14 protein-coding genes and 1 pseudogene are annotated in these 13,974 nt (G+C 68.5%); 11 read left to right on the top strand and 4 right to left on the bottom strand.

The annotated features are described in order from the left end of the window. Positions 1-315 precede the first annotated feature (315 nt). Entirely contained in the window at positions 316-1,077 is a 762-nt protein-coding gene (locus ACIRYZ_RS14940) for a methyltransferase domain-containing protein (protein WP_402943808.1), read from the top strand. 489 nt (positions 1,078-1,566) lie between these two features. Here the strand turns inward: ACIRYZ_RS14940 and ACIRYZ_RS14935 are convergent, their stop codons facing one another. The 3 genes and pseudogenes from ACIRYZ_RS14935 to ACIRYZ_RS14925 all read right to left on the bottom strand — a co-directional run bounded on the left by ACIRYZ_RS14935 (position 1,567) and on the right by ACIRYZ_RS14925 (position 4,141). Beyond that, on the bottom strand, positions 1,567-2,109 hold the full coding sequence (locus tag ACIRYZ_RS14935) for a phosphotransferase (protein ID WP_402944049.1): 543 nt from the start codon (positions 2,107-2,109) through the stop codon (positions 1,567-1,569). A 267-nt stretch (positions 2,110-2,376) separates the two neighbouring features. Next, positions 2,377-2,889, bottom strand: a pseudogene (locus tag ACIRYZ_RS14930) (AAA family ATPase); the annotation flags it as partial. Positions 2,890-3,328: 439 nt separating this feature from the next. Then, positions 3,329-4,141, bottom strand: coding sequence for a helix-turn-helix transcriptional regulator (locus ACIRYZ_RS14925; protein ID WP_402943806.1), 813 nt, complete (start codon positions 4,139-4,141; stop codon positions 3,329-3,331). Between the two features lie 420 nt (positions 4,142-4,561). Here ACIRYZ_RS14925 and fabG point away from each other — a divergent pair, with 420 nt between their 5' ends. The 4 genes from fabG to ACIRYZ_RS14905 all read left to right on the top strand — a co-directional run bounded on the left by fabG (position 4,562) and on the right by ACIRYZ_RS14905 (position 8,044). Then, positions 4,562-5,266 (top strand): 3-oxoacyl-ACP reductase FabG, encoded by a 705-nt coding sequence (gene fabG, locus ACIRYZ_RS14920; RefSeq protein WP_402943804.1) that lies wholly within the window; start codon positions 4,562-4,564, stop codon positions 5,264-5,266. 394 nt (positions 5,267-5,660) lie between these two features. Beyond that, positions 5,661-6,215: a hypothetical protein gene (locus ACIRYZ_RS14915; RefSeq protein WP_402943801.1), complete on the top strand. Its 555-nt coding sequence runs from the start codon at positions 5,661-5,663 to the stop codon at positions 6,213-6,215. A gap of 15 nt (positions 6,216-6,230) precedes the next feature. Beyond that, positions 6,231-7,481, top strand: a complete 1,251-nt coding sequence (locus ACIRYZ_RS14910) for an MAB_1171c family putative transporter (RefSeq protein ID WP_402943798.1) — start codon at positions 6,231-6,233, stop codon at positions 7,479-7,481. Then, positions 7,478-8,044: a hypothetical protein gene (locus ACIRYZ_RS14905; protein ID WP_402943795.1), complete on the top strand. Its 567-nt coding sequence runs from the start codon at positions 7,478-7,480 to the stop codon at positions 8,042-8,044. Before ACIRYZ_RS14910 ends, ACIRYZ_RS14905 begins: the two co-directional genes overlap by 4 nt. A gap of 26 nt (positions 8,045-8,070) precedes the next feature. Here the strand turns inward: ACIRYZ_RS14905 and ACIRYZ_RS14900 are convergent, their stop codons facing one another. Beyond that, positions 8,071-8,952, bottom strand: a complete 882-nt coding sequence (locus tag ACIRYZ_RS14900; protein ID WP_402943793.1) for a helix-turn-helix domain-containing protein — start codon at positions 8,950-8,952, stop codon at positions 8,071-8,073. A gap of 736 nt (positions 8,953-9,688) precedes the next feature. Between ACIRYZ_RS14900 and ACIRYZ_RS14895 the strand changes: the two genes are divergently transcribed. The 6 genes from ACIRYZ_RS14895 to ACIRYZ_RS14870 all read left to right on the top strand — a co-directional run bounded on the left by ACIRYZ_RS14895 (position 9,689) and on the right by ACIRYZ_RS14870 (position 13,758). Then, complete coding sequence (locus tag ACIRYZ_RS14895; RefSeq protein WP_402943791.1) at positions 9,689-10,000, top strand: transcriptional regulator; 312 nt, start codon at positions 9,689-9,691, stop codon at positions 9,998-10,000. Between the two features lies 1 nt (position 10,001). Then, positions 10,002-11,051, top strand: a complete 1,050-nt coding sequence (locus tag ACIRYZ_RS14890) for a hypothetical protein (RefSeq protein WP_402943788.1) — start codon at positions 10,002-10,004, stop codon at positions 11,049-11,051. Further along, entirely contained in the window at positions 11,051-11,758 is a 708-nt protein-coding gene (locus ACIRYZ_RS14885) for an ATP-binding protein (RefSeq protein ID WP_402943785.1), read from the top strand. The genes ACIRYZ_RS14890 and ACIRYZ_RS14885 overlap by 1 nt, the downstream gene beginning before the upstream one ends. A 108-nt stretch (positions 11,759-11,866) precedes the next feature. Further along, positions 11,867-12,433, top strand: coding sequence for a WhiB family transcriptional regulator (locus ACIRYZ_RS14880; RefSeq protein WP_402943784.1), 567 nt, complete (start codon positions 11,867-11,869; stop codon positions 12,431-12,433). Beyond that, positions 12,430-13,449, top strand: coding sequence for a DUF2637 domain-containing protein (locus ACIRYZ_RS14875; protein ID WP_402943781.1), 1,020 nt, complete (start codon positions 12,430-12,432; stop codon positions 13,447-13,449). The genes ACIRYZ_RS14880 and ACIRYZ_RS14875 overlap by 4 nt, the downstream gene beginning before the upstream one ends. 84 nt (positions 13,450-13,533) lie before the next feature. Next, the gene (locus ACIRYZ_RS14870; protein ID WP_402943778.1) at positions 13,534-13,758 is read left to right on the top strand and encodes a hypothetical protein; all 225 of its coding nucleotides are present in this window, start codon (positions 13,534-13,536) and stop codon (positions 13,756-13,758) included. Positions 13,759-13,974 lie beyond the last annotated feature (216 nt).

Here is a 13,974-nt window from a genome sequence, read left to right as displayed (position 1 = left end):
CCGGCGATCGCCCTCTTGTTGCTGCAGAGCCCGACTGCCCTACCAGCTGTCGGGCTCGCCCATGCGAAATCATCCGGACGGGCCGCAGCAAGCGTCGATGATTGTCCGTCAAGGATGTGTAGCTTATGAATCACCACAGGTCAGAACTGCCCGAGATGTCATGGCCGGTACCGCCCTCAGCTCACCCAGAACATCGGTGGCGCTACTGGCTGGCGGTGAGAAATCCGTGCTTCCGGCTTCACGCAGCCGGTCACCGTTCTTCTTGCGCAGGATGGTCAGTTGTCCGCTGGTCGCAGCATCGATGGAGAAGCCGGGATGTCCGAAGAGGATGAGCTGATTCACCATCACCTAGTCGACTCGGCGAAACCACCGCCAAGCGGGCGAGTGATCGATCTCGGCTGTGGAAGGGGACCCACGCTGGCGGCCTTCGCTCGCCGGTTCCCGATAGTGCATCTGACCGGCGTCGATCGCTCTGCCGCAAGTGTCGAAGCAGCCCGGGAGCTGCTTGCTGATCACGCCGGCGGTAGCGAAGTTCTGGTGACGGACCTCCGACAGCCCGTTCCCCTGCCAGATGGCTGTGCTGATGCGGTTGTCTCGTACAACGTGCTCGAGTGCCTTCCGGACGCATCTGCGTTCCTCGCGGAGACCTGGCGGCTACTCAAACCCGGAGGCCGCGCGGTCGTGGCGCACGTGGACTTCGACTCGATCGTGATTGCGGGCGCGCACCGCGACCTGGACAGACGAATCTGCCATGCCTTCACCGATGATCAACAGCAGTGGATGGATCACGCGGATGGACGAATTGGCCGGAAGCTCCCCGGACTGGTCCAGGCATCGCCGTTGGTCTCGGAGCGGGTTGCCACCTGGGTCACGTCCTCAACTGAGCTGGTCGGCCAAGCAGCTCGGCGCATCGAGAACATGAGGCAAGCGTTGACCCACACAGCCTCTCGGGGGAAGGGCCTTGTAGACATCGAGGAGGTCGAGGCATGGCACGCGGCGGTGCAGGAAGCGGCTGCGGGCGCGCGGTTCTTCTTCGCGGAGACGGCAGTAGTCGTCACTGCCATGCGTCTGGCGTAGTGTGAGGCTCGCCCCAAGGCGGCAAGCATCCGGTCCTCGACGTCGCCGACCAGGGCGTTGACTCGCCTTGTCCCTCGCTTCCGGGCCGACGTCCAGCTCCGCAACGGCAGCCTTGCTCACCACCACGCCGGCCTTCTTACGCGCCGTGGCGTCCTCGACGTCACCACCGAGGCCCCGCATGCTCGTCGTACGAGCCCCCGTGAGGCCGACAGTTGCCGGGGCTGCGGACCTGGGCGACTGCTGCGGCTGAGCAAGGGCATATCACCCGCGTTGACGCGGAGCAGTTCACGGCCCAGTTTCGACGAGGCCGTTCGCAAGGGACGGTTCACCTACGCCCTGATCTTCTGCGTCATCGTTGGCACCCTCGCCCCGAGTGGCCGGGCCTGACCTTCCCGCCCGGAGATATGCCTGGTCCGCAGGCGATAAGGGCTTTCTCACCGGCGGATTGATCCATCCAGGCAAAGAGGCAGCGACCGCGCTCGTCGGCGCTCAGGCTGGCGCATTCAATGCTTGATCGAACGTCTGGCGATGGGTGTGGACGAAAGCATGCGCAAGTCGGCTCCACTGGATCCGGGAGGCGATGGTGGATGCGCTGGCCCCGGTGCGGTCGGCGGGCGGTTGCTCGGCCCAGAAGCGGGCGTTGCGGATCTGCCGCTCCAGGATGGCGTCGACCAGCGCCGCCCGTCCGGCGGCTTCGAGGCGGTAGGCGTCCGCGAGGAGCCGAACCTGGGCCGCTTGCTTCTGGACGGTTGGCGCGGTCGGCTTCGCCGCGATGCACCAGGTCCAGGCCATGTATCCGATGTCCTCGAGCGCCGATCCGGGGGCCGCAGTATCGAAGTCGATGAACGCGGTCGGCATCCCATTGAGGAAGGTCATATTGTTCGGGCCTGGGTCGTGGTGGCACACCACGGGGTGCCGGCCAGCGAGCGTACTGCCCCTGGTCGCGTCGTGCAGCGCGCGCAGGAGGGCGCCGGCGGCGGCGACTTGTTCGTTCGACCAGGTGCGGAAGCGTGCCGGGACATCGCCAGGCATGTAGGTGAGGACATCCGTGGTGCCCTCGCGGCGGAGGTAGCGGGGCGCGCCGTCGAAGCCGCGGGCTTCCAGCAGCCTGAGGAGGGACGCGACGAATGGCGATGCGGGGGTGGCGGGGCGTCGGACGGTGTCGCCGTCACGGACGACGCCCGGAGTCATGCGTCCGCCGGTCAGTTCGACGAGTTCCTGTGTGCCGGGTGCCGACCTGGGTGGCGGGGCGGGGGTTGGTTGGTCGGGCCAGCCGGTGAGACTGACGGTGTCCTCGATGGCCAGGCCGGTGTCGAGCATGATGCGGTCGACAGTTTGGGTGAGGGTGCTGTCGGGGCCAATGACGGTTTCATCCACGTTGGGAAGGAGATCGAGCGGCCTGTACCAGCCGTGCATCTCGTGCTCGCCGTACTGGGCCGCCTCGGCCTTGGTCGCGTGCCGGGCGAGCGTTTCCTCGAAGGGGACGTCCAGGTAGTAGCAGTGGGTCGGGCCGCGGTGGTCCTTGCGCAGTTGCTGCAGCATGTCGCCGTAGTGGTCGACATAGAGGATGCCTTCGAGGACGACGTGGTAGCCGGCGTCGAGGGTGTAGCGAGTGACAGTGTCGATCAGGCCGATGTTCGCAGCGCCAGGGTGGTCGCGTTCGCGCAGGATGACCCTGCGGAGGTTGTCCTGGCCGACCAGGGCAAGGCCGTGGCCGAAGCGTCGGCGGAGCTCGGCGGCTGTGGCCGACTTCCCCGAAGCCGAGTTGCCGCGTAGCACGATCAGGCGGGTCGCCGGGGTACCAGTCCTCATCTGGGCCACGCTACTGGCGCTCGCCGAGTTCGCCCACCGAGCGGTCACGTTGGCGGGGGAAGGGCAAGGAGCAGTGCCGGCGGGCGCCGGTCATGAGGCTCATTGCCTGGCGAGACGTATCCGGAGAGAGCACTGGCCGGAGTGACGAATCTTTCGCGTGACCGGCATCACTCGACTTTCGCCGTTCTGACAGATCGGGCTGAGGAGCCGGGGCGGGCAGCAGTCCATGCCTGCTGACGGCGCGGATTTCCTCAGCGGTGGGGTGGCCCGGACCTTCCGAGCCCTCGGCAGGGTACGACAGCACCGAGGTCGAGCTCGAAGCCCTGTGTGCCAAGGCGTTCATGCCCCCGGCGCGAAGATCCTGGATGTCCCCTGCGGCTTCGGCTGGCACACCGGCCTCCTTACCAGCCGCGGGGTGGGCAGGGCCTGTATGGGCTGATCAGACGCCGTGGAAAGCCACGATGAACCGCAGTTGCTTATTCCTCAGTGGAGCCAGGGCCATGATGCGCACGGGAACTTCCTTGGCTCCGCCGTGGGGAATGCGCATTTTGCGGATATCGCCGTCGGGGTGCTCATAGAAGTCATGCCGGTCCCACAGTTCCTGGGCCTCCGGGCAGCCCTCCAGAATATCCTTGACGAGAGACTTCAGCTGATCGTTTTCGGGATACTGGGCGGCGGCCGTCCGGATCTGGGCGAGGAAGGGGTGGGCCCAGGATTCCTTCCAATTGACAAGCTGCTCGCGTGCCTCGGGGAACAGGAAAGCCCATCTCATGATGTTCGGCTGGTAAACCCAGGGGTACATCTCACGGGACGGGTTGTTGTGCGCAACGACATTCCACGCCAGATCCGAGATGTAGGCAGGGTCCGGCAGTACTTTGTCGAGGAGGCGCTGCATGTCGGCGTCCATGGCGGCCATCGCGTCGGGCTCCGGTCCCCTCGGGGCTGGAGCCCGACCAGTCGCCTTGTGGTACAGGCCGATCCGTTCCGCGTCGCTTAGGCGGAGAGCGTATGCGAGGCGGTCAAGGAATTGATCGGAGAACTGGGCCACTTCCCCATTCTCCAGCTTTCCGTACCACTTGACGCTGACCCCAGTCAGCCCAGCCACTTCGCTTTTAGAAAGCTCTCGCTTGCGGCGGGAAGGGCCTCGATGTAGGCCGGGAATGGCATTGGGATCCATCCTTCGGCGCCACCGCTGCACCATGCTGGCGAGCTCTTCGTCGCGAGCGGCGAGACGCTCGTAGTCGGTTCCCATGGGGTCGATTCTATGTCAGCCGGCGAACTGCTCCAGGGCGCCGTCGGTTGTGGATCAAGGTCCATGTGGGAAAGGCCACATCCGAGGCGTCATGGCGGGCTTGCATCCTATCGCAGTAGCGATTTCTCGGAATGATGATGAGTTAGGAGGCGTAGACCAGTTGCCTGGATCGCCTTATGGCGTGTCAAGTGCCCACCGTTCGCGTGGGGCTGACCTCAAACCTTCCAGTGATCCAAATTCTTGATCATTCTTACTCTCTGTACTCAATGCGTGCAGTTCGGAACTCCGACTTCCGGAACTGCCACTTCCGGAAGTCGCAGTTCTGGAAGTGCGAGTTCCCGTCCCGCCCTGGCATCGTGATCGCGTCGGGGGGCTGTAAGACGAGTTCGGCGTTCTGCGCCACAGATAAGGAGTTCCCCCATGTCCCGTTCTGCTCTGGTGGTAGGTGGAAGCCGCGGCATCGGCCTGGCCGCCGCCCGGAAGCTCGCTGCGGACGGACACCGTGTGGCGGTCACGTCCCGCAGTGGGCAGGCGGTGGAGGGGCTCCTGGCAGTCCAGTGCGATGTGACCTCACCAGAGTCGGTTGACCGGGCCTTTGCAGAGGTTGAGGACCAGCATGGACCGGTGGAGATCCTTGTCGTCAACGCCGGGATCACCCGGGACACCCTGCTGTTGCGGATGGCCGAAGAGGACTTCGACGCGACGCTGCAGACGAACCTCGTGGGTGCCTACCGGGCGGCAAAGCGGGCCTCGCGAGGGATGCTCCGCGGCAAGTACGGCCGACTGGTCTTCATCTCCAGCGCCGTCGCCATGACGGGTGAGGCCGGGCAGGCGAACTACGCCGCGTCCAAGGCCGGCCTGATCGGGTTCGCCCGGTCCCTGGCCCGCGAACTCGGCCCGCGCGGCATCACCAGCAACGTCGTTTCCCCGGGCCTGACGGAAACGGACATGACCGCGGCCCTGACCCCGGAACAGCGCGAGACGCTCATCCAGCGCGTTCCGCTCGGGCGCATGGCCCGCCCCGAGGAGATCGCAGCCGTGGTCGCGTTCGCCGCAAGCGACGCCGCCGGATACCTGACGGGTGCGGTCATTCCCGTCGACGGCGGCGCCGGAATGGGCCACTGACCCTGCCGTAGGCCGTCATCGGTCCTGGGCGCGCGAGGGGACGCCCAGGACCGACTCGACAACCTGCGCGCCGGGACGAGCACCTTCGCCCTGCAACGACACGGTGATCACTGAGCGAGTAGTAGCAGCGCTCGCTGGCACCGTGTCAGTCGACGTCCCGTGCCGTGTCCACGTGCAGCAACCATGACTTTGCTGCGTCCCAAGCGTTCCCCGGCGGCCCGCAGGACCCGCCGGCCTGACCGACCAACCCCCATGAGGACTCGGTGTCTATTCTCCAACAATCGGCGCCTCAACCGCCGGACGGCCAATCGTCGAACCCGCCGCCGGCGGGCACCAGATATGGCACGGTCTTTTGCGCCCAACAAGTGTTGCGATTGCTGGGGAGCTGGCCGGCATGCTGACGACGATGCGCCGGCTTCGCCGCGAGTGCGAAAGAAAGCTGGCGGACTTGCCGCTGCCGGAGCCGTTCACGATCGAGGGTCTCGTGGCCGCCATGGAGGAGGTGAGCGGGCGCACCATCAAGCTGGTCCCGCTCGACGACCGCGGCAGTGACCTGCGCACGGCTTGCGGCCTGCGGATGCGGGCGGACGGGCTCTCCCTGATCTTCTACCGCCCGAGGCCGACGCAGAACCAGACCGACCACGTTCGGCTCCACGAGCTGGTGCACGAGTGGTTCGACCACGGCACCAGCCTCGACGAGGACGCGCTGAGGCTGCTGTTGCCCGAGCACCTGCGCCAAGGCCTGGTCGAGCGGATGGGTCACGGCGCTGTCGTCCAGGCCCGTGCACGCTACGACACCCGCGAGGAGCGCGAGGCGGAGCTGAGCGCGTCGTTGATCAAGCGCATCGTTCGGCGTCAGTTCCCCGCCGGGTCCGGGGGCGACATGGTCAGCCTCCTGGAGTCCACCCTGTCCCACCCCGTGGCCGCGCCCCGACGCGGCCGAAAGTAAGAAGGAAGATCGTCCGTGCTAGCTTTCTCGGCTTATGCCGCCGCGACCACGATGACCGTTGTCGCGGTGTGGCGGCTGCCGGCCGTCCTGTACGGGGACGCGCACCGGCGCGCTCTCTGGGGCTGCTACATGGGGTTCGCTGCGGCGCTCTGGCTCAAGAGCCCCGGCGTAATCCGTTTGATGAACCACCAGCCGATCGTCGACCTGTCGGTCCTGCTCAAGCACTACGTGTCCACGGGAGCGATCCTGGCGATCCTCACGTACGTCGTCGCGAGCTACGGCAAGACCGACCAGGAAGTGATCCCCCGTCATGTCGCCGTGGCGCGCTGGATCGAACGTGTCGCCTGGAAGGCCGCGATCGGGCAGCTGGCGCTGATGACCGTGCTCTTCTTCACCGTGGTCAATCGCGGACGGCCGAGCGTGGACTTCGTCCCCGACCATGCGGGGCAGTGGGGCGCGACCCTGTACGAGACGATCTTCTACGTCTATTTGGGTGCCTCATCTGCCGTCACCTGCTACCAATGGTCCAGTGCCATGCGTCGAGCCGAGACTCGCCTGTTGCGTACGGGGTTGGGCCTGATGGCCCTCTCCATGGCCATCGGCGTAGCGTATGTCCTGATCCGGACAACGTTCATGTGGGTCACCATCGTCGAGCCGCTCGACCCTGGCTTCGACCACAAGCTCGGCGTCTACACCGAGTACATGCAGATCCTGCTCTTCCTGATCTTCGCTGCTGGGGTGAGCATCCCGACCACCAACGCCGCCGCGTCGCGGTGGAGGTCCTGGCGAGCCCTGTGGCGCCTCTACCCGCTGTGGCACGACCTGGTCAGCGCATTCCCCGACATCCCGTTCCAGCGCCCGGCGAGCCGCTGGCGCGAGGTCCTTCGCGTCGACCCGCCGATGGACGTGCGGCTGGACCGGTGGACCCAGGACATCGCGGACGTGGTCGAGCTACTGCGCCACCACGCTTCGCCCGTCCTGCTCCCCGTGATCGAAGAGGCCGCGGACGGGAGCACCGATCCGCAAGCGGCAGCCGAGGCGATGTGGATCAAGGCAGCGCTGCTGAACGCCCGAGAAGGCCGACGCAGTGACTCGCCGGCGCCCGCGCTGCCCAGCAAGCCGATCGCGGACCCGAACGCGGAGGTGTCCTGGCTGCTGCGCGTTGAGGAGGCGTACGCCACGGCGACCGAACTCCAGATCCGGGAGCTGCTTGTGACCGCCGAGGCGGAAGAACACGCCATGGCCATAGAGGAGTTGGCCCTGTGAGCGCCACCGTTGCCCGAACCGTCACCGACGTCCTGCAGCCGCGCAACGTCCTGCTGGCAGGGCTGACGGGTCTGGGTGCTGCTGCCGCTGGCAACTGGACTGGCATCGGCTGGGGCCTGCTGGCGGCACTGTGCGCCGGCATCATCCCGGCGACCTACATCGAGTGGGAGCGTAAGCGGGGGACCTGGGGCGACCGGCACGTGGTCGACCGCACCAAGAGAGCGCCCATCTTTGGCGTCATCCTCGGCTCGATCGGCGTCGGCTCCCTCGTGATGGTCCTCGGCCATGCTCCGCACGACATCCTCGTCGCCATGATCGCCTTGTGGGCGATGACCGTGGGCCTGCTCGCCGTCAACACGGCCTGGAAGATCTCCGTGGACAGCGCGGTCGCCAGCGCGGTGGTCACCATGTTGGCCGTGGTCCACTCACCCTGGTGGATCGCCGCGTACCCGCTGGTCGTCGCCGTTTGCTGGTCGCGGGTGGCGCTGAACTACCACACTGTTGCGCAGACCGTGGCGGGCGCCGCGCTCGGCGCCGCGACCGCCACAGCCTGGCTCTGGTGAAGAACTGACCGAAGCGGGCCCTCGCCTCAGCGGCGGGGGCCCGCGTTTTTCTGTACCTCCGCCACGATCGCGCTGATCTTGGCGAGCATCGCCGGGTCGAGGCCGCCCTGGCCGCCGCGGGCTGCCAGGGCGAAGTCGTCGGCGCTTCCGCGCAGGGCCAGCAGACTGATGGCGTCCACGACTTGGCGCTCCAGCTGCTCATCGCTCTGGAAGTAGAGCGGGGTGACCCCGAAGAACTCGGCCAAGCCCTCCAGGACGACGCCGGCCGCGAGCCCGGCAAGTACCTCGGAGGGCGGGGGCGTACCCTTACGCAGCGCCTTCACGGCGCTGGCGGAGATGACGTCAACGCCGGCGTGACTGTTGACGGCCACCGCGATCTCGGCATCGGTCGGCTGGCCGCTTGGGAAGGTCGCCTCCAGCAGGTACGTGAGCTTCTCAGCGAGAGTCCGCGGAGCCGGCGGCGCGCCGACCGGGGCTGCAGAAATGACGCCGAACGATCGGTCCTGCGCAGCCAGGAGCTGCTTCTTGGTCACGCCGTAGGCCTTGGCGAGGCGCGGGACGTAGGCGTCGGCGAGCCGCCGCACCCCCCGCTCCGCGTTGCTGACCGGGATATGCGACTTGGCGCCGATCAGCTCGCCGGTCCGCTTCTGCGGGTAGCCGGCATCGCACCGCAAGTCGGCTAGATCTGGCTCACCGTCGCGCGGGAACAGCGTGTTCAGCGGCTCGCCGAGCGCTCGTGCGATGGCCGGCAGCCGCTCCGGCTCGGGAAACGTGGTCCCGCTCTCCCACTTCGCGACCGTGGGCTGCTCGACCCCCACACCTTCCGCACGTCCCAGGGCCTCCTGAGAGAGTTCGCGGGCTCTTCGGGCGCGGCGGAGTTCCTGTCCGTCGAAGCGGCGAGCGGGCATCCGGATACTCCTGGTGGCGGCTGGCGATTATCAACTCTGGGTAACGACCCGACCATCAGCTTGATAGCTGTAAGCATGTAGCATACTGTGCGCTATCGGGGCGTTGCTTGTCTTACCTGCAGGCAGCGCATCCTCGCCCCAATCAACCCTCGCCGGGCCTCTGGGCCCGGCTGACTGGACCTGGCCTGGAGATTCCGCGACGGGTCCGTTGTCGCCCGCAAGTGGAGATGCAGGTGAGTTCGGCGCCGCAGCCTGTCGCCAGGCAGCCCCGTCATGATTCTCGATACCGGAGTATCGCACACCAATCGATAGCGCAAGGTATAGAGCTCTGTCGGGTGTGGGTGGGACGGTCTGACCGGAGTCGGATCGATCCATCCCGCGCCCGAGCGCTACTGCTGCTCGGGTGCGGGAGATCCGCGACGGTCGCCCGGTGGCCGGCCGGGAGTGCACCTCAGAGATCTGCATGTGGAAAAGCCTTCTCTGACCTGCGAGTTAAGGGGTGGATGTGTGACCCATGGTCGCCCTATGGTTCTGGTCCCGCCGCTATGGCGGGCAGGCCGGAAGGGACGGCGGATGCCGTAGGCCACGGCCAGAAATGAGACCGGCGTCCTGGAGCTACCAACTCCTGGACGCCGGGCCAGCGCCGCAAAGGCGCCGATTCACTACCGCGCGGGCGGCGGGACTTCTTTTGCACGAGAGGCCGCCGCACGCGCTCCTACGAACCACGGAGTATCGCATGCCTGCCCTGCCCAGGGAAACGCATTACGCTGCGCCCAGCCCGAGCCAGCTGCGGCTCGGAGCCCAGCTTGCGGACATGATGCCCGGCGCGGTCACCATCCGCGTCAGCCTCACTGACCCCAGCCGCCAGTGGCCCCACCCCTACACGGTGGCGCTCGACGCGCACGGCGAGCAGCTCACGCTGAGCCGGAACACCACCAAGACTGCCGCCCGCTGGGTGCTGCGGACCTGGGCGGACGCGGACTGGACGCGCCCGCACACCCTCGACCTCGTCACCGGGCGGCTCGCCCTCGCGGTCCGGGGCCGCTGACATGGCGCGTATCCGACCGGTCAAGCCGGAGACCTGGGTCTCCGAGACGCTCGCCGAGGTGTCCATCCCGGCGATGCTCACCTTCCTCGGTATGACCAACCACGCCGACGACCAGGGCCGCCACCGCGACAACGCGGCGATTGTCTGCGGCCTGATCTGGCCGATGCGCGACGAGATCACCCGCGCGGACGTCGAGGACCACCTCCAACAGCTCGCCGCCGCCGACGCGATCTGCCGCTACACCGGGTGCGACGGGCGGCGGTACTTTCACTACCCGACCTGGCGCAAGCACCAGAAGATCGACAAGCCGAGCCTGTCGCGGCTGCCCGCGTGCCCGCACTGCGAGCCGGAGCGGTGCGGCGTCTGCAAGGGCCCCTGCATCCAGCGGGCTCCCCTCGCCGACACCCCGGGAATCGCAGCCGAGGACGCCGCGAGCGCTCCCCGAGTGTTCGCCGAAACCTCGGCGAACACTCCAGCAGCCCTCGACCAGCCGCGCGAGCCCTTCCCGGCGCCTCCTGCGCAGACGGCTCCTGACGCCGCCGATGCGGTGGACCCGGCGATCGACGCCGATCGCGAGCCGGTTCCGGTCCCCCGGAAAACCGCAGGTCAGGCGCCTTTCGGCGAAGTCTCCCCGAAGGTTCGCCGAAACCTCGCGGAGCCTTCGACGCCTGGATCTAGGATCTTGGATCCTGGATCCTCTTTCCCTACGGGGCGCCAGGCGCCCGACGCGGACACCGTCTCGGCCGGTCAGCTGATCGGCGAGTACGTCGCCGCCTGCGCCGAGCGTCCGCCGGGCAGCGTGCTCGGCCACCTCGGCAAGGTCGTCAAGACCCTGCTGGACGAAGGCGTCGCCGCCGAACACGTCCGGGCCGGGCTGCGGCGGTTTGCCGAGATCCAGGGCCACCCGTCCCGGCTGCCGAGCCTGGTCAACGACGCCATGAACGCACGGGGCGCCGGTTTGGCGCGGCCTGGATTCCGGCCTAACGTGCCCGCTCACCAGGCGTGGACCAACCCGGTCGACGCCGTCGCCGCCTACGCCGAGGAGCTGTGATGCGCACCCACCGCGACCCGCAGACCCTCGCCGACGGCCCGTCGGTGCTCGACCGGACGGCCCGCATCCTAGCCGCTCGGGGCATCGACCAGCACACGGTCGACGCCCTCCCCGACGAGGTGGAGCCCTACTCGGCGGAGGCCGCGCTGTCCGCTGGGCTGCCGCCGCGCTACCGCGACGCGCTCGCCACGAACCCGCAGGTCCTCACCTGGGTCCGGCAGGTCGCCGCCCAGGCCGCCGCCCCGAGCCTGGGCGCCCGCCGCCAGGTCGCCACCGGACCCAGCCTGCTGATGGCGGGAGTCGTCGGCGCCGGCAAGACCCACGAGGCGTACGGCGCCGTACGCGTCCTGGTGCAGGCCGGCATCGGGGTGCGCTGGCGCGCCACCACCGCCGCCGACCTCTACGCCGAACTGCGGCCGAGCTCGGACACCGATGCCGAGCGGGTCCTGGCCACCTACAGCCGGGTGCCGCTGTTGATCCTCGACGATCTTGGGGCGGCCAAGTCGAGCGAGTTCGTCGAGGAGCAGACCTACCGGCTGATCAACCGCCGCTACAACCACATGCTCCCGACTCTGATCACCACCAACCTGCCGATCAAGGACCTCCGCACCTGCCTCGGTGACCGCGTCACGTCCCGGCTCGCCCAGATGACCACCCGAGTCAGCTTCGAGCCGGTCGACCGCAGACGCCTCCAGCGCGCCGCCTGACCGCCACCGCGTCCGGCCGCCCGATGGCGAGCCGTCCAACCTTCACCGACCCAGCGCCCCTCTCCGCCGACGCCGACCGCGCGCGGAGAGCGATCGGAGCAACCCCGCATGACCATCACCACGACCGGTCCTGTCCGCCACCGCAGCCTCGGTGACCACACCTGGCAGGACCGGGCTGTCTGCAACCCGACCGAGTACAACCCCGTCGACCCGGAGACCTTCTTCCCCGGGCCGGAGGAAGCCGACAAGATCGCCACCGCCAAGGCCCTGTGCGCCCAGTGCCCCGTCGCCCGCACCTGCCTGGACGCTGCCCTGGAGACGGGCGACACCCACGGCATCCGGGGCGGCCTCACCGAGGAGGAACGTGAACCCCTGCACACCATGCTGGCCAACCGCCTCGACTACAGCCGCGTCAACGCCACCCTCACCGGACGCGACATCCACCTCACCAAGGCCGAGCGCCGCGCCGTCGTCCTCGCCGGATACCGCCACGGCGTCACGGTCGAACGCCTCGCCTGGCTCCTCAAGATCACCCCGGAGCACGCCCTCAAGCTCTACCGCGAGACCCGCCGCGCGATCCGCCACCGGCAGATCGCCGAGGAAGCCGCCCGCGCCGCCACGACCGGCGACACCGCCGACCAGCTGAACCGCGACGACTTCGGGACGGCCGCATGAGCACCACCGCCACCGCAACCACCCCGAACTCCGCGCACGTCACCGGCTGGGACCGTGCCGTCGTCATCGCCCTCGGCGCCGCCGGCTGCGCGCTCAGCTACGACGCACTCCAGCAGATGGCCGTCGCCATCCACGTCCGAGGCTTCCTCACCTACCTGTTCCCGCTCGTGATCGACGGGTTCATCTCCTACGGCGTGCGCGCCCTGCTGGTGCTGCGCGACGCCCCGCTGCGCGCCCGGATCTACGTCTGGACGCTGTTCGGCGCGGCCACCGGGGCGAGCCTGTGGGCCAACGCCCTGCACGCCGTGCGCCTGAACGAGCAGAGCAGCGCAGCGGGTCTGCGACTGGGCGACACGGTGGTCGCGGTGCTGTCCACCATCGCCCCGCTCGCCCTGGCTGGCGCCGTCCACCTCTACATCCTCATCGCCCGCGGACAGGTCAACCTCGCTGACCCGGCGGGCTGCGGTGACCGAATGGCCGACGCTGACCAGGGTCAGGTCACCGCCGAGGTTGACCGGGCCGAGCGACCGGGCGCGCTGACCGACGGTCAGGACAGCGCCGGTCACCCCAGTGCCGGTCAGCCGGTCAGCCGTCCGGTCACCGCGTCGGAGAAGCGGCCGATGGTGACCCCGGTCAGCCCGGTCAGCCTGACCGAGCCCGCTGACCTGGCTGGTCACCCGGACACTGCCCGGTCGGACACTGGCCGACCGGCGGACAACGGGCCGGTCACCGCACAGCAGGTCAGCCTCGCCGAGGTCACCGGTCAGCCGGTCACGACCTCGGTCGCCGCCCTACAGGTCAGCGACCGGGACAGTGACCGCCGCACTGACCTGGACACCGAGGACCTGCTGAAGATCGCCCGACAAGCGGTCAAGGAGGAGGACAAGCTGACCCGCAAGGTGGTTGCCCAGGCGATCCGGGGTCAGCAGATTCCCCTGTCCAGCGACACCCTGACCCAGCTGATGGCCCAGCTCCGCGCCCAGCACGGTCAGCCGGTCACCGCAGACCGGGACTGACCTTCACCCGACCGCCGGGGTGACCGACGAGGTCACCCCGGCCGGTCACCCACCCGAACCAACACCGAACGGGAGCACCCCAGCATGCGCACCACCCCCGTCACCTGGGCCGAGGCGGACTCCTGGCTCGCCGTCCTGCACCAGCGCGGCCACCTCCACCGCATCGAAACCGGCTCTGACGGCACCCGCAGCGTCCAGCGCGGCCGGCACTCCCGCCCCTGGACCCTCCACCACCCGGTCGTCGCCCTCGACTTCGTCGAGGACCTCGTCCGCGAGATCCGCCAGCGCGACACCGAGGCCAGCCGGTGACCGCGCCCGGCCTGGACGGCACCACGGCGGGACCGGAGCGTGACCGTGATCAGGCTCCTGGCGGAGCAAGTTGTGGGGTAAGGAGTCCTTACCCCGCCCCCGCCCCGAAGGGGGCGGAGGCTCCCCGGTCGGGGGGGGGGGGGCGGGGGGCGGGGGCGCCCCCCGGGGGGCGCCCCGGGGGGCGGGGCGCCCGGGGGGGGGGTGGGCGCCCCCCCC

Source organism: Kitasatospora sp. NPDC101155 (assembly GCF_044768305.1).
GTDB lineage: Bacteria > Actinomycetota > Actinomycetes > Streptomycetales > Streptomycetaceae > Kitasatospora.
This window is presented reverse-complemented; position numbering and strand designations above follow the sequence as displayed.